Source organism: Variovorax sp. BGA-UO-ETr-C22, from assembly GCF_059567965.1.
Genome location: NZ_JCAQPA010000003.1, coordinates 42,330 through 60,475 on the forward strand (window position 1 = coordinate 42,330; position 18,146 = coordinate 60,475).

Below are 18,146 nucleotides of genomic sequence, written 5' to 3' on the forward strand. Positions count from 1 at the left end.
CTCTGCGCCTGCTTGTAGGTCATCCAGGTGGTGCAACAAGCCCTTGTCCATGGCGTCGCCCCATAGCAAGAGGACATTGATCCCGCGATAGGGCATGCCGTTGCCGCGCAAAGACGACAGCGGTCGCCGTCCATCTTTCGTCACGCTCTACGGCTTGAACCATGGGCGCGTCCCAGCCTCCAGCGATTGAATGATGCGGTCGACAACACGGGCATAGATATCGGTCTTCGGGACTTGGGTCTTCATGGTTTCTCTCCCCGTCGGGTTTGGAGTTGATGCAGCGCAATGCGCATCACCCCTGCCCGCTGGCGAAACCGGAGGTGCCAGCAGAACCGCAGGCCGCCCGGGGGGAGATCACCCACCCCGCAAGGGTGGCGCCATCATCCAACCTTCTTCATCGCGTCAACGATCTACGATTTTCGTGATCTGCGCTCGGCATTACTGGCTCTGCCACGGATTGACGAGCACCGCGCCCGTTTTGGCGTATCCCCCAGCGTCCCGCGACACGATGGTGAGCCCGTGATGCAGGGCGGTGGCCGCGATGATCAGGTCGGGTTGGGGGAAGGTGTGGCCGCTCTTGCGTCCTTCTTCGACTACCAACCGCCACTTGAACATGATGTCTTCGCTGACGGGGAGCACGCGGTTCTCGAACATCGGGCGCAGTCGCAGATTCAGCCAGTCATTGAGGGATGCGCGTTTGTGAATGTCTTCGATCAGTTCGATACCAAAGCGGATTTCGGCAAAGGTGACAGCGCTTACGAACAGGTTGTCCAGCGGCTGGGCACTGATGAACGAGACGACCTTCGGTTCTGGCCGTACCCGTCGCAGCTCGGACAGGATATTGGTGTCGAGCAGGAAGCCCTTCACAATTGAACGTCCCGGACCAGGGAGGCTTCAGAGGGCGCAAGAACCAAATCGATATCGCGATGCGGTGAAGCTTGCAGCGCATCCACCAAAGCTTTGCCTGTCTGTGCTCCCTGCAAGCGTCTGAACTCCTCTGCGGCGATGACCACGACCTCATCGCGGCCATGAACGGTCACGTGTTGCGGCCCGTCGCTACGGACGCGCCGTACCAACTCGCTAAAACGCGCCTTGGCATCTTGCAGCAACCAGTACCCCGGTGGCGGGGCTGGGCGCTTGGATGGAGGGTTACTCGCCCCTGTAAATCTAGTCATACTGACCAGATTATCATTGCCCTTTGAGCGTTGCAAGAAAAATCCGACACCGCCACTCCCAAGGTGGTTCAGGGCTGGGGCGTACCCGTGTCTAGCGCTATGCCAGCGAACGCGTTGAGGCGCATGATGCGTCCCAGCCATCATGGCTCTGGCGAACGGTTCCGCGAGCCTGTCCCGCAGCCAGACGCGCTGCGCCTGATGAATCCGAAGTGTGTCCTGAGCTCGAAGCCTTCTTCGCTGTTTGTCCAGCCAGGTGTCGCCGTCGATGCCAACTCGTCACCATCGAGCAGATGGACGTTGCTGCCTTGACGATTTGAAGGACGGTCGACGAATAGAAGCGTGCGCTTACATCAATAAATCTCGCAAGGCACGTCGCGCTGAGAACCCCTCCTGCGGCCTCGCGTCAGTTTTGTCGCATGGACGCACGATCGGGCGAGTCCTCACATGGCGCTCTCTTTGTCACCTTGCACGATGCACCTCATCGGGTCGCCCCGAGTGAAGCGAGCACTCACATATCAAAATGAAAAGCGCGTGCTCTGAATCCGCCCAAGTTACTCAGCATGGGCACGTCCCAGAGAGAAGCATCGCATAGAGAACGGCGTGCATCCATTAAGAGTGAGCACATACCCACTAATGGCTTCAGGCAGTCGATGCGCCGAGGCTGGTGACGGTACGTGTCGCACCAGCAGCACGACAGCCGGCGCTCAGGCGGCTTGTGACAGCACCGGCGCCGCGTTCCAGTCGGCGCCATAGGTCGCAGTGGCATAGGTCTGAACCACCACCGAGCCCAGCAAGCCGTGCATCACATCGCCCTGCGCAGCGCGGCGACTGATGACGGCAGTGAGCAAGCCGCGGGAGGCCAGCGACTGCAACGCCAGTTCCACCCAGTGCTGGCGCACGGTGCTGTCGAGCGCCTCGACCTCGCGGCGGATGGCCCGAATCCGTTCTCCCGCGGCCGCATCGTCACCCTTGCTGATCGAGGGCAGGATCACCGCAGCAGGTGGCGGCGCATTGGACACACCAGAAGCGGGCGATGCGACCGGTTCCGCCTCGGCGGCCTCTGGCACGTCCGATGCGCCGCCCTGACGCAGCAGGGAGCGCAGATAGGAATAGGCGTTGTCGACCGCGCGCAGGGACGTGTTCGCTGCGCGGCGCTCCAGCATGTCGAGCTTGGCGCGCACGGCCACATCCCCGAATTCCTTAATCAGCCCGTCCAGCTTGATCTCCCGGATGCCGAGGGTCTCGGCCCGCATCACGAGGTTCGCATCCACCGGTTGCGGTGCGTTCGTGGGCGCACCGCTGCGCGGGCGCCGGCGCACGGCGAACTGCACTTCGTCGACCACCCTGCCCTGGCGATGCTCGACCAGCTCGATCTCCAGGTCGGTCTCCTGGTTGATCTCGGCGACCGCTTCCTTGATGCGCTCGTTCTTGAACTTGCGCCACTCGCGGCGATCGCCACCTGGCATGTTGCTCAGCGCATCGGTCCACCAGCTCACCGGCTTGCGACTGGTCACGCCGCCGGGGTTGTCGCGATAGCGCACGCAGATCTCGTACAAGGCGATGGCCGCGTAGGTGCTCAGGCGCGCCAGCACGTCCAGGTCGATGCGCGCCCAGCGGGCGGGCTCGCGCAAGGCCGACATGATCGACGGCGGAAAGGACCAGCTGACCCAGGTCTCACCGCGGCGCACTTCGAGCGCGACTTCCGACAGCATGGAAAAGCCGCGCCATTTCACGCCGTCGCCCGGCGCCGTCGACTCCCAGTCGACCTCCAGGCTGCGCATCTCGCCCAGGTAGCGCTTGGCGGCCGTACGGTCGGTCCCGTCCGAGCCCGTGGTGCGCAGCACGGCCGCCAGCGGCGCCTCGAACAGGAAGTCTGCCAATGGCATGCTGGGCATGGCCCCCAGCCGGGCCTGGGAGACCTGCAGCAGCACCGTATAGATGCGGCGTGCCGTCAAGGTCACGCGTGCCGAACGCGGCACCATCACGATCATCTCGTGCGGCTTGCGCAGCTCCCTTTGCTCGCCACCCGTGCGGCCTGGGGCGGCGGGAGGCAGGGCGACGTCGGGAATATCCATGGGGCACGATCATATGTCCGCGCCGCTTTGGACACAAACCCACTGCACACCATCGACCGCACCGACGCTCAGAGCGCCCAATCCGAGTAAATCACGGACGTTTGGTGCTCAAGGCGAGTTGCCAGGCGAGTAAATCACGGACAGATGGGCGACGGAGGGCAGCGAGGGCCCGAGTAAAACGCGGACACGGGTGCTGTAAAGGCCGGATTTTGGGGCAAGCGGGCCGAGTAAATCACAGACGCAGGGGCTGAACGCCCCACAATCGGCCTCCAACCCAGGCTCCCATGAGCGTCCTGTGGATAAATCCTCCGGGCCGAGCAGCGCACGGACAGGAGGCGAGCAGAACACGGACGCTTGCGAGTAATCTACGGACGCTTGCGAGCAAAGCACGGACACTTGAGGGTGGTCAACGCATCCAACCCCTTGTCCCCATTGAGGATTTTGGAAGAAACCGGGACCAGTAATTATCTGAATCCTTAGAAGTTCTATTTGAACTCGGGATCTGTAGAGTCGATCACCCCCTCAAGGGGCCCTTCTGAGAACAATCGGACAAGCAAGTAGTCGCAGATTCTTCGATTTTTCAAGGGTGATGGGCATAATCGCGCGACAGTCAAACTTCTAAGGTTTCTTCGCGTGGATATCAAACAAACGATCCGTCGTCAGTCGCTCGAAGATATCGAGCTTCAAGCCCAGCGCATCGCCGGCATGATGGACCACATCCGTAAGGCCATGCTGGCGCCGTCCGCCGTCAAGATCGCCCCCTCGCTCACCAGCGCACAGTTGGCCGACCTGTGCGGCGTCGACAAATCGAAGATCGCCTATCGCTTGACGCGGGGCGATCTGCCAGGCGGCGCCATTCGCGGCAATCGCAGGGAGTGGACGATGGCCGAGGCCCAGACCTGGTCGCGTGACTTGCGCGAAAGCCACATGCGGCCCGAAGGCGCAGCCGGTATCACCATCACGGTGGCCAACTTCAAGGGTGGCGTGGCCAAGACGACCTCTGCCGTCACCCTGGCCCAAGGCCTGTCCATGCGTGGCCACAAGGTGCTGCTGCTCGACCTGGATCCCCAGGGTTCGGCCACCACCCTCTTCGGTGTCCTGCCCGACGCGGAAGTGGAGACGGAACACACGGCCATGTTGTTGTTCGGTGGCGAGGAAGAGGACCTGAGCTACGCGGTGCGTCCCACCTACTGGCCGAACATCGACCTGGTCTGCGCGGCCCCGCTGCTCTACGGGGCCGAGTTCATCCTGCCGGCACGCCAAGCCAAGGATCCCGGCTTCGAGTTCTGGCGGGTGCTCGATCGCGGGCTCGATGCGATGCGCGAGAGCTACGACGTGATCGTCATCGACACGCCGCCGTCGCTGAGTTACGTCACGATCAACGCGCTCATGGCGGCCGACGGGGTGATCATGCCGCTGCCGCCTTCGGCGCTGGACTTCGCCAGTTCCGCCCAGTTCTGGGACCTGTTCTCCGACCTGTGCAATCAGCTCATCCGCAGCCGGGGCAAGAACAAGAGCTTTGAGTTCATCGACGTGCTGCTGTCCCGTGTCGAGGCCTCGGACGCGGCCAGCTCGGTGGTTCGCCAGTGGGTGCTGGAAGGCTACGGCGACAAGGTGCTGCCGATCGAAATCCCCAAGACGGCGGTCGCTGCCACGGCGAGCGCCGAGTTCGGCACGGTCTATGACCTGCCGCGCGGTTCCGTGAATTCCAGAACCTTCGCCCGGGCGCGCGACGCCTACGACCGTCTGTGCGAACTGGTGGAACAACAGGTGGAGGCCGTGTGGGCCCGCCAACTGGCCGAACAGTCCGAACTGGAAGCAGGAGTTTGAAATGAGCCTGAAGTCCAAAGCCTCGAAGATCGATTTCGCCTCGATGGTCAATGCCCATGCACAGGTGCCCGACGCGCGGCAACCCAAGACTGCACCGGGCGCCATGATGGCTTTCGCCAACGACCAGCGTTCGGACTTGCTTCGCGAAAATGAGGACCTGCGCCAACGCGCAGAGCGCGCGGGCGAGCTGGAATCCAAGCTCGGCGAGGCGCTCGAGGACCTGCGGGGCTGGGAGGAGGCCAAGCCTACCCGCCTGCTCGATGCGAGCCAGGTGCTGCGCAGCCGCTATGCCAACCGCCACGACAGCAGCTTCCTGAGCGACGACTTCACGCGCCTCAAGCGTGAGATCCAGGAAGCCGGCGGCAACGTGCAACCGATCAAAGTGCGTGCGCTGCCGGCCGGGGAGGGCACGCCGCGCTATGAGATCGTGTTCGGGCATCGGCGTCATCAGGCTTGCCTGGAGCTGGGCTTGCCGGTGCTGGCGATGGTGGACAACCTGGATGACCGCTCGCTCTTCGTGGAAATGGAGCGCGAGAACCGCGAACGCCAGGACCTCTCGCCTTGGGAGCAGGGTGTCATGTATGCACGCGCGCTGGATACCGGGCTCTTCAGCTCGAACCGGCAGTTGGCGGCGCAGCTGGGTCTGGACCACAGCAACATCGGCAAGTCGCTCGCGCTGGCCCGCCTGCCCGAAGAGGTCGTGACTGCTTTCAGCAGCCCGCTGGAGATCCAGCTGCGTTGGGCGCCGCTGCTGAACCAGGCGCTCGAAGTGGACCCCGACGGCCTGAAAAGCCGGGCGCAGGAGATGGCCGCGGGTCGGGGCAATCGCTCGTCCAAGGCCGTGCTCGCCTACCTCATCAATCAGCTTTCCTCTGAAGACCTGGGCGCACCCAGGCATTTCGAGACCAACGGCAGGCGCGTGGCGACCGTCGTCTATGACGCAGTCGGGCGCGGGTCCGTGCGGTTCAACGTGGCGCTGTCGACCGAGCGCCGTTCGGAGCTGGAGCGTTTTGTCGAGGATTTCGTGCAACGCTTGAGTTGACGCCAGTTGCCGGCGACGTAAAAAAGGGGGTGTGGTTCCGAACCACACCCCTTTTTTTCATGTCCGTCTCGACCTCAAGTCCAACTGCAAAGGCCAGACTGCACAGCGAATATCTCAAGGAGACGGCGGATTTCAGGTTGCCGGCACGAAGGGCTCTCGTCCTGATTTAGACCTGTGCACAAACAGGCGCCGCTTGAGAGGCGAGCTCGGGTTCCAGGATCCGGCCCAAGACGGCGGGGCCGCACGACGCAGGCGCGCGAAGGCATGAAGCTTTCGAACACTCCTTGAGTGCGTGGGTACCAGAACGAGAACACGCAGAAGAAGCTGCGCAACGAATTCACATCGACGCTGCATGGCGACGCGCAATGAAGGGGCCGAAATCTGGCGCACGGCCCTTGGCCAGCCCACGCAGTTCGTGGCGTGCGGGAGCGCGGTCGTCTTGCACGCCGAGCTCCGTTGTGAGGACAGATGACTGCCTCACCCAGGTCATCGCGTGCAAAGAGGGATGGTCGACGGGCGTTCCGCCCCGCAGTTGAATGCGTTTGGGCCCTATTCATGTGTTGGGCCTCTTTGGCTCCAAGAGGCACCCGTTGGCTGCTTCTCGACGCCCTGTGACAGGGGCGCAGAAGCTGCAGTCCCCCTTGCCTCGGTGCGCGTTGACGCTGGGCACAGGTGCCGCAATCTGAACGATGCGGCATCGTGCACGCTGTTCGAACGCCTACTTTTTCTTCAAGGCCGCATTTCCGATTGTTGGGGCGCACCTTGGAGTGCCTCCCGGCGCCTGTCTGTGATTCACAGAACTGGGGTGCGCGGCATGAATTGCCCGGCAGCACGCAAAGACCTGCTCGCTCACTCATTTCCGGTGATCGAGAGCGCCGGGCGGGCACGAGACGAAGAGGTACACCTGCGTGTGGGCAGGGGGTGTGGTTCGGAACCACACCCCCATGCTTCAAGCGATGACCGTCAACCGAATGGCGGCCGGGCCACTGGGCCACTACAAAGGCCGCAACCGTGTGCCGCAGCGGTTGGATACAGGAGCTGACGATGAGCGCTCTTCCGTATCGGCGCCGCTGCGCAGGAACAGGGTTGCATTTTTCGGAGGTCGGGTCATCAAAGATGCACATCCGAATGCGCGGCGCATTGCCCTGCTGCCTGCCGCGCTATATATTTTTGGCGCGCGCCGGCCACCAGGCATCCTTGGGCGCTGACGCCCACACGCCGGTGCAGGTAGCACTACAGCGCGTCGCCCGTCGACACAGTCGCGCCATTCCAACGGGCACCCCAGATCGTACCGAGACGCGCACTGCTCCATAGCGCAGCGACATGACACAAGCTGCGTGGCTCCGTTCGATTCGGTGCCTGCCGCACCTTCAGAACACCTTTCATGGCTCCTTAGGGCCTGTATTTGAAGTGAAATCGAACTTCGAAGAGTGACGCTAAGTCCTTGTCGTGCAAGGATTAATTTCTCATCACCCTGCGGAGGTAGTGGTTTGCAGCCATTAAATGATAGGGATGATTAATGTACACTCCCGTCATGGCTTCTCGCCCACCCATCAACCGTGCCGTCGACCCTCGAGGGGAGGCGGCCTTGTCGTTGCGCCGCCTGCATCCTGGGCATTTCGCGTTCATGCGTGCTGTGGTGCAGGGGATGGACGAGCGAGCCAGCTGGGAGCGCTACCTGCGTCTGGCCGACGAGCCCACCGACTTGCGTACGATTCGGCGCACGGTGGCCTGGATCCGGGATGCCTTCGCGGCGGCCGCGCATCGGGAGCAGCGGCCGGGCACGGCGCGCCTGATCCTGATCAACCCGGAGACCGTCTCCACCGCGCTCCCTGCGTCGGCCGAGTCGGGCGGGGCGGATGGGGCACATGCGCCGACCCTCGAGGAGTTCGCGCTTTCTCGAGGGTTGGAGGACTTCTCCGAGGAGGAGCAGATCGAGGCCTACAAGGAGGCCTACCCGCCGCGCACGGCCTCGGCCTCGGCATCGGCCACGGCTGTTTCCGCGAGACGGGCGCAGTCCCGGCGTGCCCGCCTCATTGCACGCCAGCTCGAGGCGTTGCGCTGGCTTGAACAACGCGTCGCACAGGCCCCGCGCGCGACCGATTCGGTCGAAGCGTGGCTGGCGCCAGCGATGGCCCGGCGGTTGCGGCCCGCGGGCATCGTCGCGCTGGAAGACCTGGTCGCGCGAATCAATGCCAGTGGCGCCCGGTGGTGGCGTGGCATTGCGGGCATTGGCCAAGGCAAGGCCACGCGCATCCAGGACTGGCTGCGCGTGCACCAGCAGGCCATCGGCGTGTGCCAGGGCGAGCATGCATGGCGACCGCGCCGACAACTGAGTGATGCCGACCTGGCCTTGGTCGTTCCGAGGGGCAGTGTGCTGCTGCCCTACGAGAAGTTCGACATCCCCCCCGGTCTGGAGGGGCGGGGGAGGGCTGGTCACTCCGATCGAGAGGCCCTGGATGCCTGGATCGGAAAGCCGGGTGAACGGGGCCGCGCGCCGGCCACGGTGCGTGGCTACCGAAAAGAGGCCGAGCGCCTTTTGTTGTGGGCCGTGCTCGAGCGCCGCAAGCCACTGAGTCAGATGGACGGTGACGACGCGAGGGCCTATCTCGAGTTTCTTGCAGCGCCGCCGCCGAACTGGTGCGGCCCACGCCATCACCAGCGCTGGTCGCCCCTGTGGCGACCGCTCGAGGCGGGCTTGGGTGCGGGGGCGTTGGCCCAGGCGCGTGCCGTGGCCCGTGTGTTGTTCACCCACTGGGTGGCGGTCGGGCATGTCGCGACCAACCCCTTCGACGGGGTCGCAGCGCAGGGGGAGACCGCGCGAAGCTTCGCGTCCCAGCACCCACCGATGCAAGCCCAGCATTGGACCGCGATCGAGACCGCCCTGACTCGACGCGCCGAAGGACCGCGAAAGCAGCGCCTGCAACTCGTGATGGCCTGGCTGCGTCATGGAGTCTTGCGTCCCACCCAGTTGCTGCGGGCCGTCTGCGGTGACCTGTCGGTCGCCCCGGGGCATGGATGCGACCAGGTATGGAAGGTCCTGGTGCGGTGTCGCGGACGACCGGCCCAGGCGCTGCCATTGGCCTCTGCACTGATCGGACTGCTGCCGCAGCAGCCCGCGGCACCAGAGAAACCGCTGTTGTCAGCAGGGCCGCAGGGGCGCGAGGAAGGCGCCGGATGGCGAACGCCCTCGGGACTCTACAAAGCGGTCAAGGCCTTGTTGATCGAGGCTGCGGCGCTCGTGCCCCCGAGTCATGCAGGCACCCTGCGAGCCATGTCGCCTTCGCGATTGACTGCTCGCATGGCGATCACGTGACGAGGCCGCATTCGAGGCGTCATCGCTGGGCGGCGGGCGATCGATGCAGCCCGATGCCACGGTGTCTGTCCCGCCGAGCTCAGCAGAATGCTTGAGCGAGCCGCCGTGGATCCGTTGGTGGCTGTGCCTGGGCGTGTACTTCGGCTCATCCAGGCGAAGGCCCTGTCCTGCGACTCAAACCATCCGTTCTCGCTGGACGCCGGGTGATCGAGCTCGGCACGATGCTGGCCGCGCCCTTTGCCTCTCACATCCTTTCGCAGCTCGACGCGGAGGTGATCAAGGTCGAGCCACCGCGCGGTGACCCGACCCGCAGCCTGGTGCGCGGCGGCCTGAGCGGCACTTTCATTGCCAACAGCCACGGCCGATGTCTTTGTGCACAACCTCTCGCCCAAGGCCGCGCGCAAGCTTCGGCTCACGCGGGCGGACTGCGAGGCGGTGAATCCCGCGCTGGTGTATCGCCACATCCGCGGCTACGCCGCCGGGCCGCAGGCGGACGACCTTGCGTCCAACCCCGTGGCCGAGGCGGCCACCGGTGTGATGGAAGCCAACCGCGTCAATGGCCGGCCCAGCCGCCTTGGCCCGTCGTACCACGACCAGTTCGCCGGCGCGTATGCGGTCATCGGCATCCTCGCCGCGCTGCTCGAGGGCAAGAAGGAAGGGCGCAGCGCGCGAGGTGGAAGTGAGGCTCTACGAAACCGGCCTGCACGTCGCCTCGCGCGACCTGGCGGGCGTGCAGCTCAAGCAGCAACTGCTGGGCCGCCCCGAGCGCGAGCCGCACGGCGAATTCAGCATGCCGGGCTACGGTGCCTACGCCACCGCCGACGAGCGCTGGATGTACCTGCTGATCCTCAACGACGCACACTGGCAGAAGTTCTGCGAGGCCATGGGCCTGCCGCAGGCCACGGACGCATCGCTTGCCACCTTGCGCCAGCGCAAGAAGGCGAGAGAGCAGGTCGAAGAAATCGTCAAATCGGCAATGGCCGTGCGCAGCTTCGACGACGTGGCGGCGCGCCTGAAGGCCGGTGGCGTCGGCTGTACCGAGGTGATGCCGATCGAGCGGGTGCTCGAAGCGCCGCAGGCCCGCCAGCCCGGCACGCTGCGGCCGGTGCGCTACCGGGGCCTGGACTTCGACGTGCCCGAATTCCCGCGCGCCGGCGCGGCCCAGGCATCCACCGATACGCTGCCACCACCCGAGCTCGGCGCGCACACGGTGGCGTTGCTGCAGGCGTCAGGCGTCACGGCCTCGGCCTCGGCCTGCGAGCGGCTGCTGGCGCGCGGCGCCATTGCTGCGGCGAACCCAAACGACTTCGCCTAGTACAGCCGCGCACGTCAAGAACCTTCACAGTCACCGCGTGCGGGCGCTGCTGGCCAGCCGCGAGGTGATCCTGGCGAGGTGCATCGATTCGAGAACGAACTCAAGGGGCTGTTGCGCGTGTTCGGCATCCGGCCGGTGCCGCGTGTGCTGATCACGATTGCACTGGCGCTGACACGCAGAGGACCGAAGGGGGCGTCTTGACTATCTTGCGCGCCAGAGTTGGCGGAAGCCAATCAACCGAATTCGGTTGCAACCTCCGACCAAAGTTTCACTTGACGATCGCGTGCTTTGAAGAACTCGATCTCTCGTTTGATGCCGCCGCTAGATTCCCAGCCGGGAAGGTCGAGAACAATCAGTTCTTCGAGGACCTCCATGAAGAATGCGTCGACAGGTGCCCACAGTGCACCGGCAGGTGTTCGTCCAGAAAGTGCCAAGTTGATGGGGTGTGACATCGACACTTGACTGAAAACGATATGGCCCGACTCGACGATTTTGGCGGCGACGGCGTTGCACTTCTTGAAGCGGTCTTCCACGATACTCACGTCGAGATGGCTATAAGGGCAGGCGAGGAAGATTTTTCGCATTTTTCTTGAGTAGAGAGGGAAATAAAAAGCTCAATGAACTGGTGTCCGCCGCCACTCGTGGAGTGACGGCGGATCGGATCTAAGGCCTGGGTGTCATCGCCGCCGTGTGATGATGCAGACATGGTTCCGCGCATGTCGAAGGCAACTCCGGTAGTTGCCGAGATGCGGTTTCAGAACGCGCCACATCGGAATGCGCACGAATGATCAGGCCCTGATCTGGCAGCGTCTCATCCGGGAAATGGGCATTTGTCCAGGAAGCGGCGAAGGACGTTCTCGGTCAGGCGCGATATGTTGTTGGCATAGCCGTTGTGGGAGAGGGCGCTTGAATAGGCGATCGATCCCGCGCTGAAGACCGCGCCACCATTTCCGCTCTCGAAGAAGACGAGGTCGCTGCGTACCTGTGGGCATACATTGCCCGTCGTCCCCATGAAGTTGAACAGCATGTCTTCGACCACCAGGACGTGCGCTTCCGTGTGGGGTCCTGAGCTTGCCAGGACCACCGAATGGCGTGGCGAGCCCAGTGCGACATCATGGCGATCGACCTCCATCCCCGCGGCGCCTCCGCCGATCAGGCCGAAGTCGCCAAGGACGTCGTCGTCGATTCCTTCGAAGGCAAAGGCGACACGCGAATCCGTCTTCGAGGCCTCTGACCGGCGATAGGGAGACGATTCATCGAAACCCTGGGCCGCGAAGCCGACGCCCACCAAGTGGTTGGGTGAGCGTTGGCCCTGCCTGCGCCACAGTCCGCCGTACTCGCCGGTGAAGGCATGGTAATACTCGCCCGTCGGCGGCTCCCATGCGCGGCTTCCACCCTCGGCACGCCGCGTTTCGATGATTCCGGGCACTGTGTTGTTGAATGCGATCCGCCAGTAGAAACCGTTGCCTCCCATGTACATGAGGCGACCGCCTCCGCGTGTGAAATCGAAGACCGCCTGCCACATGGCTGCGGAGTAGTACTCCGGATGGGTGGCCGTCATTACGACGTCGTAGTGTGAGAGCAGGGCGTGCCCCTCCCGGTGGAGATCTTCGTCCGTCACCACGTCGTAGTCCACGCCGAGATGTTCGATCCAGTCGGTGATGTGGGTGTCGGCGTTGAATTGCCAGAGGTTCGATGGCCGGGCGCCATGGTTCGATTCCAGCTTGGGGCGGATGTTCAGCATCGGGCGCAGCCGCGAGGAGTAATAGACGCCGCTGCCATCCGAATGACGGTCATACAGCGAGTGGCCGTACTCGCGGTGCTCGTTGAGGAAAACCTGATGCGGATGGATGACGAGCGCTCGATTCAGGTGCAGCTCAACGAGCCCGTCGTTCGTGCCGAAGTGCTCGTTGGCATAGGCCATGTAAGTTGCCAGCGGAAACAGGTAGAGCAGCTTGGCGCGCCGCGCTCCTTTCGCGGGCTTGACTACGAAAACGACGAACTGCTCTTCCGCATCGGACACCAGGTGGAAGGCGTAGATGCCGCTCTTCAGGTCTGCCGGTACCACGTACGCGAGATCGACCTGCCAACCCGCATCGTGCAGGTCGTCGTCGTGAAAATGAACGGCACTCCATTGAGCCGGTCGATCACGCCAGAAATGCACCTCGCCGGTGAAGTTGTGCCCGGTGACAGCCCGCGTCGGCATGTTGACGAACCTGCCGCCCAGGCCGGATCCAGTGGTGTCATGAAAACGGTCCGTCTCCATGCCGAGGGAAAAGTCCCAAGCACCGAGGAGCAAGGCCTTTTGTGCATCGGTCCACGTGTCGCTTTGCAGGGCTCTCAACTCGGCAAGGTCGAGAGCGGCGTCGACGATGCGGGGGCGATCGATCTTTCCGTTGAAGCAGACGTTTGCGTGGGGGCGGCCGGCGTCCCACCCGTTCCACGTCGCAGCGAACGTGAGGGGGATGTGCTCCTCGAGTCTTGGCGAGTTTGCGGGAGACCACTCCTGTCGATTCACGTCCTGGTCCAGGATCGTTGGGATGGGTGACAGGGGAATCTGGAAGACGGACAGTTGACCGGTCGAGGCATTGCAGTTGCCCGCAACGAAGTACCACTGACCTGGGAGGAGAGGGACGCGGCTTGCCACGCCTTGCCGCGCGCCTGCCGCGGCTATCTCGAAGATCGTGTGGCCTGCCTCGTCGATTCCCAGGAAGAGGCCCTCCCCGGTTTGCGGGTCGAACCTGGAAATGACCGTCTGCCTTCCCTTCAGGGGGGTGGTCGGGCAGATGAATGCCTGGAATGTCAGCGACCAGCCTGGGGACCAGGCCGGCGCGCTGTCGATCAGGCCGAACGAGCCCGCAAGAATGCGCTGCGCTCGGCCTGGCAGCTCCCGCCGGATGCCGTCGGTTGGCAGGATCTTCAAGGTCGGTGCGGCAGGGCTGGTGTCGCCATGCACCACCTTGACGGTTTCCACCGTGTAGCTGGGGTATTCGCAATTGACCATGAGCTGCACCGTTTCGCCTGGGCAGACGCTGACTTGATCGACGTACGCAGTGATTTTGAGCATGGGGTTTTCGCCGGGGATGGAGTGGAACGCAACGTGCACGAGCTATTCGGCACGGATCGTGTAGCCGAGCCGTGTCCGTACGCGGTGCCGGAAGATGGCGCGCTCGGCTTGGTCGATGTCGGAGAACGTTTCACCCAACCGGGAAATCGGCAGCCCGCGACCATTCATTCGCACGAGCACCCACTCCTTGTGAGGCGCGGTGCAAAGCACCGCGAGCTTCCCCTCCATGGGCTCACTGCGCAGCCAATTGATCAGGCGCTGTAGCGCCGGGCTGTGCTGGCCCGTGGTCTTGGCGCGGAATTCGCAATAGAGGGCTTCCAGGTGGTCACCTTGCCGCCATTCGGGAGGCATGTAGGTATGCATGCGTTGTTCCTTCTCGGTTGGAGGTCAGTTGTTTCCGATTCGCCAAAGGTTTTGACCGAACGGGCATTTTATCGACTCCCCTCGAAACGGTCCATGAAAACAAGAAATAGCACTGAATTTCGAGGAGAGTCACTCATGTTCAGGGTAAATACCAGTTGGGCGCTTCCGTTTGGTGTTGCCCTTTCGGGCAAATATAAATACCATTCGGTCATACATTGGTCATGCAGTAGTCATCGACGCCGACGGCAGAGACGATTCCGAAAGGCCGGCGTATGGCTCGTCTCAACCCTTCATCTCTTCACAGGAAAAGCTATGTTCGGATACCGAAAACTCCCGTTGTTGGCCCTGCTGGCGGCCGCGTCGTCGTTGATGGGTGCGCCCTCGTTCGCGGCCGGAGAGAAAGTCCCGGTTGTGGGCATCGTGGCCATCGATCTCCAGAATTCCTTCTTCGTTCGCATGCGCCAGGCCGGGGATGAGGCGGCCAAGGACTACGGCGTCAAGACGATTTGGCAGGGCTCGGAAGGCAGTCTGGAAAAAGAGGTCTCGAACATCGAGAACTTCGTCAATCAGGGTGTCGACATCATCTTGGTCGACCCGCTGGATCGCGCCGCCATCGCCACGGCTGTCCAGAAGGCCAAAGCCAAGGGCATTCCGGTCATCGCCATGGGCAACAAGGTCGACGGCAACTGGAACTACAACACGCTTTATCCCGACTACTCGAACATGAGCACGGTGGCACGCGCGCTGGGCAAGCAACTGGACGGCAAAGGAGAGGTGGCGCTGCTGATCGGCGGCAAGGGCAACTACGTTTCCGACACGCGCGAGCAGGCCTTTCGCGACGTGATGAAAAAGGAGTTCCCCAACATCAAGCTCGTTGGCGTCGAGCCGACCAACTGGGACAGCTCCCGCTCCGCTAACGCGGTGCAGACGTGGCTGTCGACGTACCCGAACCTCAAGGGCATTGGCTGCTTCGCCGATTCGATCTGTGTTGCGGCAAAGGCGATCGCGGATTCAAGTGGTCGCAAGCTGGCCTTTGCGAGCTATGAAGGTGATCCGGAAATGTTCCCGAGCGTGGCCGACGGCTCTACGGTCATCGACGTACTGAACGGCGCCTATCGCGTGGGCTACTGGAACATCGCCGCTGCCGCGCGCATCGTGCGCGGCGCGAAGTACGGCACGGATCTCTTCATGCCCACGTATTTCGTGATGTCCGAGAAGACGGCGGGCGCGCTGAAGGCGAAGGGTCTCGATGTGCCCTTCATCACCCCTGAAAAGGCAAAGGCCGAGGCGATGAACTATCGCGCGCAGATGGGGCCGAAGCAGCCTGACTCGGCGCTGTCGGTGAACGCCAAGTAAACGTCGCACTGCATCCGCCATTGCCCTGCTGCAATGGCGCTTCCACGAGAGCTCTCCCATGGTCGACGTCGTCGAGAGAACCACGGCACTTCCCCCGCTCCGGATGCGGCGCGAACTGTCGTTGTTCGTCATTGTCCTGCTTGTGGTCGCTGCCTTCGGTGCGATCGCGCCTCAGTACCTGTCTCTGTCCAATCTGCTGAACATCGGGCAGCAAACGGCGGTGATCGCAACCGTGGCTTATGCCATGACGGCGGTCATCATCTGCAAGGGCGTCGACATCTCCGTGGGCAGCACGCTGGCGGCGAGCAGCGTGATCGCCGCCTTGGCGATGCAGTCGGCCGGTCTCCCGGGTTGGCTCGGGGTCGTATTGGTGATCGCCGTGGGCGCCGGTTTCGGGCTGCTCAACGGGATGCTGATCAGCTACGCAGGCATCAGCCCGCTGGTGACGACGCTTGCGGTCTACGCCTTGGCACGCGGTACGGCCTTGAGTCTTTCTGGCTCCCAGTCGGTTGCGGTCGACAGCGAACTCTATCTCTGGTTCGGCCGCGAGACGCTGGGCGGTGTCCCCGTCAGCTTCCTTGTTGCGATCGTGCTGGCCGTGCTGTGGTTCGTTCTGCTGCAGCGTACGGTGTTCGGGCGCTGGGTTTATGCGACTGGAGGCAACGAGGATGCCGCCAGGGCGTCGCTGATTCCGGTGCGCGCCGTTCGTCTCATGACCTATGTACTCGCAGGGGCCAGTGCAGGCATTGGCGCTATGTTGACCACCGGTCGGGTCGGCTCTGCTCAGCCGCTTTCGGGGGCCGGACTCGAATTCGCGGCCATCACCGCTGCCATCATCGGCGGCACCAGACTGTCTGGTGGTCATGGCTCGATCATCGGAACGGCACTCGGCGCCTTGTTGCTCGGTGCGGTCAACACGGGGTTGTCGTTCCTGCAGGTGTCGCAGCAGGTCAACTATTTCGTGACGGGTGGATTTGTGATCGCGGCGGTCCTGGCGAGCCAGAAAGATGCGCTGCCGCGTCTAGGCTTGGGCTTTTTTCGCCGTCACCGACTCATGCCGGAAGCGGCGAGTGCGAACCGGTACGTTGACGGCATGAACGACCGGGCGCAGCACCGGACTTTGGAGCTGCGCGGCATCGGCAAGCGCTTCGGCAATGTCCAAGCGCTTGCGGATGTTTCGATGCGGATCCGGGGCGCGGAGGTTCTCGCGCTGGTCGGTGAAAACGGCGCCGGCAAGTCGACGCTGGTGAAGGTCCTTTCGGGCATCCATCAACCCGAGCAGGGGGACATCGTGCTCGATGGCCGGGTGCTCGAACTGTCCAGCACCCAGGACAGCCGCGCCGCAGGCATCGCGGTGATTCACCAGCATTTCAGCCTGATTCCGGATCTCACGGTCGCGGAGAATCTGGCGCTTGGACTCGGGCAGCTGCCGACGCGCTTCGGCTTCACACTGAACCGCACCGCCATGCGGCGCAAGGCGCTGGAAGTGTTGCGCGAACTGCAACTGCCAGTCGATCCGGACGAGGTCGTCTCGCGCCTGACGATCGGACAGTGCCAGATGGTCGAGATCGCCAAGGCCACGATGGCTGATGCCTGGCTCATCGTCATGGACGAACCGACCAGTGCGCTGACCAACCACGAGCGCGATCTTCTCTACCGCCTGGTCGACCGGCTGCTGCAGCGCGGATGCTGCGTGCTCTACATCTCCCACAAGATGGAGGAGTTGTACACGCTCGCGAAACGCGCCATCGTGCTGCGGGACGGCCGCGTTGCGGGAGAGGCTGACTTGACGCGAACGGATGAACCCTCGCTGATCCGGATGATGGTCGGCAGGGACATCCAGGACGTCTTCCCGTTCCGCCCCGCGCGCGAGGGGGATGTGGTGCTGGATGTGAGGCAGCTGTCCGACCGGACGCTACTCAGGGATATCGACCTGCAGGTTCGCAGCGGCGAGCTCGTTGCGCTGACCGGGTTGATGGGCAGCGGCAGAACCGAGCTGATGCGATGCATTGCGGGACTTTCCAGATTTGTCGAGGGTGCCGTCGTGATTGGTGGAGACGGACTGCGCACAGGCAGCGCGTCGCACGCATCCCGCCTCGGCGTCGCCTATGTGCCTGAAGACCGGCACAAGGAGGGCTTCGTCGGCAGCATGTCGCTGAAGGACAACCTGGGCATGCGCTGGATCAGTGCGAACAGTCTCGCGGGCTTCCTGCAGGCCGGAAGGCTGGGCCGGCTGGCCGAAAAACTCATCGCCCAGCTCGGTGTGCGTCCGTCAAGCGCCGACAACCTGGTGGGCAATCTCTCGGGCGGAAATCAGCAGAAGATCGTTCTGGGCAAATGGCTGGCCACCGAGCCGAAGCTTCTTTTGCTCGATGAGCCTACCAACGGCGTCGATGTGGGTGCCAAGTTCGAGATCCACAAGCTGATCGCCGACCTGAAAGGGCAGGGCGTCGCGATCCTGATGGTCTCCAGTGAGTTGCCCGAGGTGCTGGGTGTGGCGGATCGCATCGTGGTGCTGAGCGGAGGCCGTGTGGCCGGCGAGCTCGGGCGGGGGGCGACCGAGGAACAGGTCACTGGCCTGGCATTCAAGTATGCGTAGAGAGACGT

The 18,146-nt window shown here is 63.4% G+C and carries 14 protein-coding genes and 1 pseudogene; 8 read left to right on the forward strand and 7 right to left on the reverse strand.

The features are described from left to right. Window positions 1–147: 147 nt before the first annotated feature. The 4 genes from AC57B8_RS00230 to AC57B8_RS00245 form a co-directional block, all read right to left on the reverse strand. Window positions 148–246 carry an ArdC-like ssDNA-binding domain-containing protein gene (locus tag AC57B8_RS00230; RefSeq protein WP_496478265.1) on the reverse strand — a complete coding sequence of 33 codons (99 nt, stop codon included), beginning with the start codon at window positions 244–246 and terminating at the stop codon, window positions 148–150. Between the two features lie 192 nt (window positions 247–438). After that, window positions 439–867 (reverse strand): type II toxin-antitoxin system VapC family toxin, encoded by a 429-nt coding sequence (locus tag AC57B8_RS00235; protein ID WP_496478266.1) that lies wholly within the window; start codon window positions 865–867, stop codon window positions 439–441. Beyond that, window positions 864–1,109, reverse strand: coding sequence for a type II toxin-antitoxin system Phd/YefM family antitoxin (locus tag AC57B8_RS00240; RefSeq protein WP_496478267.1), 246 nt, complete (start codon window positions 1,107–1,109; stop codon window positions 864–866). The genes AC57B8_RS00235 and AC57B8_RS00240 overlap by 4 nt, the downstream gene beginning before the upstream one ends. A 770-nt stretch (window positions 1,110–1,879) precedes the next feature. Continuing rightward, entirely contained in the window at window positions 1,880–3,250 is a 1,371-nt protein-coding gene (locus AC57B8_RS00245) for a replication initiation protein (RefSeq protein WP_496478268.1), read from the reverse strand. A 633-nt stretch (window positions 3,251–3,883) separates the two neighbouring features. Between AC57B8_RS00245 and AC57B8_RS00250 the strand changes: the two genes are divergently transcribed. The 6 genes and pseudogenes from AC57B8_RS00250 to AC57B8_RS00275 all read left to right on the forward strand — a co-directional run bounded on the left by AC57B8_RS00250 (window position 3,884) and on the right by AC57B8_RS00275 (window position 10,753). After that, on the forward strand, window positions 3,884–5,080 hold the full coding sequence (locus AC57B8_RS00250) for a ParA family protein (RefSeq protein ID WP_496478269.1): 1,197 nt from the start codon (window positions 3,884–3,886) through the stop codon (window positions 5,078–5,080). Window position 5,081: 1 nt separating this feature from the next. After that, entirely contained in the window at window positions 5,082–6,122 is a 1,041-nt protein-coding gene (locus AC57B8_RS00255; RefSeq protein ID WP_496478270.1) for a ParB/RepB/Spo0J family partition protein, read from the forward strand. A gap of 944 nt (window positions 6,123–7,066) precedes the next feature. Further along, entirely contained in the window at window positions 7,067–7,330 is a 264-nt protein-coding gene (locus tag AC57B8_RS00260) for a hypothetical protein (protein ID WP_496478271.1), read from the forward strand. A gap of 380 nt (window positions 7,331–7,710) precedes the next feature. Continuing rightward, entirely contained in the window at window positions 7,711–9,438 is a 1,728-nt protein-coding gene (locus AC57B8_RS00265; RefSeq protein ID WP_496478272.1) for a phage integrase family protein, read from the forward strand. A gap of 221 nt (window positions 9,439–9,659) precedes the next feature. Then, window positions 9,660–10,020 (forward strand): annotated as a pseudogene (locus AC57B8_RS00270) (CoA transferase); the annotation flags it as partial. 97 nt (window positions 10,021–10,117) lie between these two features. Further along, a complete protein-coding gene (locus tag AC57B8_RS00275) occupies window positions 10,118–10,753 on the forward strand; it encodes a CoA transferase (RefSeq protein ID WP_496478273.1) in 636 nt (211 codons plus the stop codon). Between the two features lie 233 nt (window positions 10,754–10,986). Here the strand turns inward: AC57B8_RS00275 and AC57B8_RS00280 are convergent, their stop codons facing one another. The 3 genes from AC57B8_RS00280 to AC57B8_RS00290 form a co-directional block, all read right to left on the reverse strand. Continuing rightward, window positions 10,987–11,337, reverse strand: a complete 351-nt coding sequence (locus AC57B8_RS00280; protein WP_496478274.1) for a DUF1937 family protein — start codon at window positions 11,335–11,337, stop codon at window positions 10,987–10,989. Window positions 11,338–11,564: 227 nt separating this feature from the next. Further along, a complete protein-coding gene (locus tag AC57B8_RS00285) occupies window positions 11,565–13,820 on the reverse strand; it encodes a N,N-dimethylformamidase beta subunit family domain-containing protein (RefSeq protein WP_496478275.1) in 2,256 nt (751 codons plus the stop codon). Between the two features lie 42 nt (window positions 13,821–13,862). Then, window positions 13,863–14,183 (reverse strand): N,N-dimethylformamidase alpha subunit family protein, encoded by a 321-nt coding sequence (locus AC57B8_RS00290; protein WP_496478276.1) that lies wholly within the window; start codon window positions 14,181–14,183, stop codon window positions 13,863–13,865. Window positions 14,184–14,495: 312 nt separating this feature from the next. Here AC57B8_RS00290 and AC57B8_RS00295 point away from each other — a divergent pair, with 312 nt between their 5' ends. Both AC57B8_RS00295 and AC57B8_RS00300 read left to right on the forward strand, forming a co-directional pair. Further along, complete coding sequence (locus AC57B8_RS00295; RefSeq protein WP_496478277.1) at window positions 14,496–15,539, forward strand: sugar ABC transporter substrate-binding protein; 1,044 nt, start codon at window positions 14,496–14,498, stop codon at window positions 15,537–15,539. A 58-nt stretch (window positions 15,540–15,597) separates the two neighbouring features. Continuing rightward, a complete protein-coding gene (locus AC57B8_RS00300) occupies window positions 15,598–18,138 on the forward strand; it encodes an ATP-binding cassette domain-containing protein (RefSeq protein WP_496478278.1) in 2,541 nt (846 codons plus the stop codon). Window positions 18,139–18,146 lie beyond the last annotated feature (8 nt).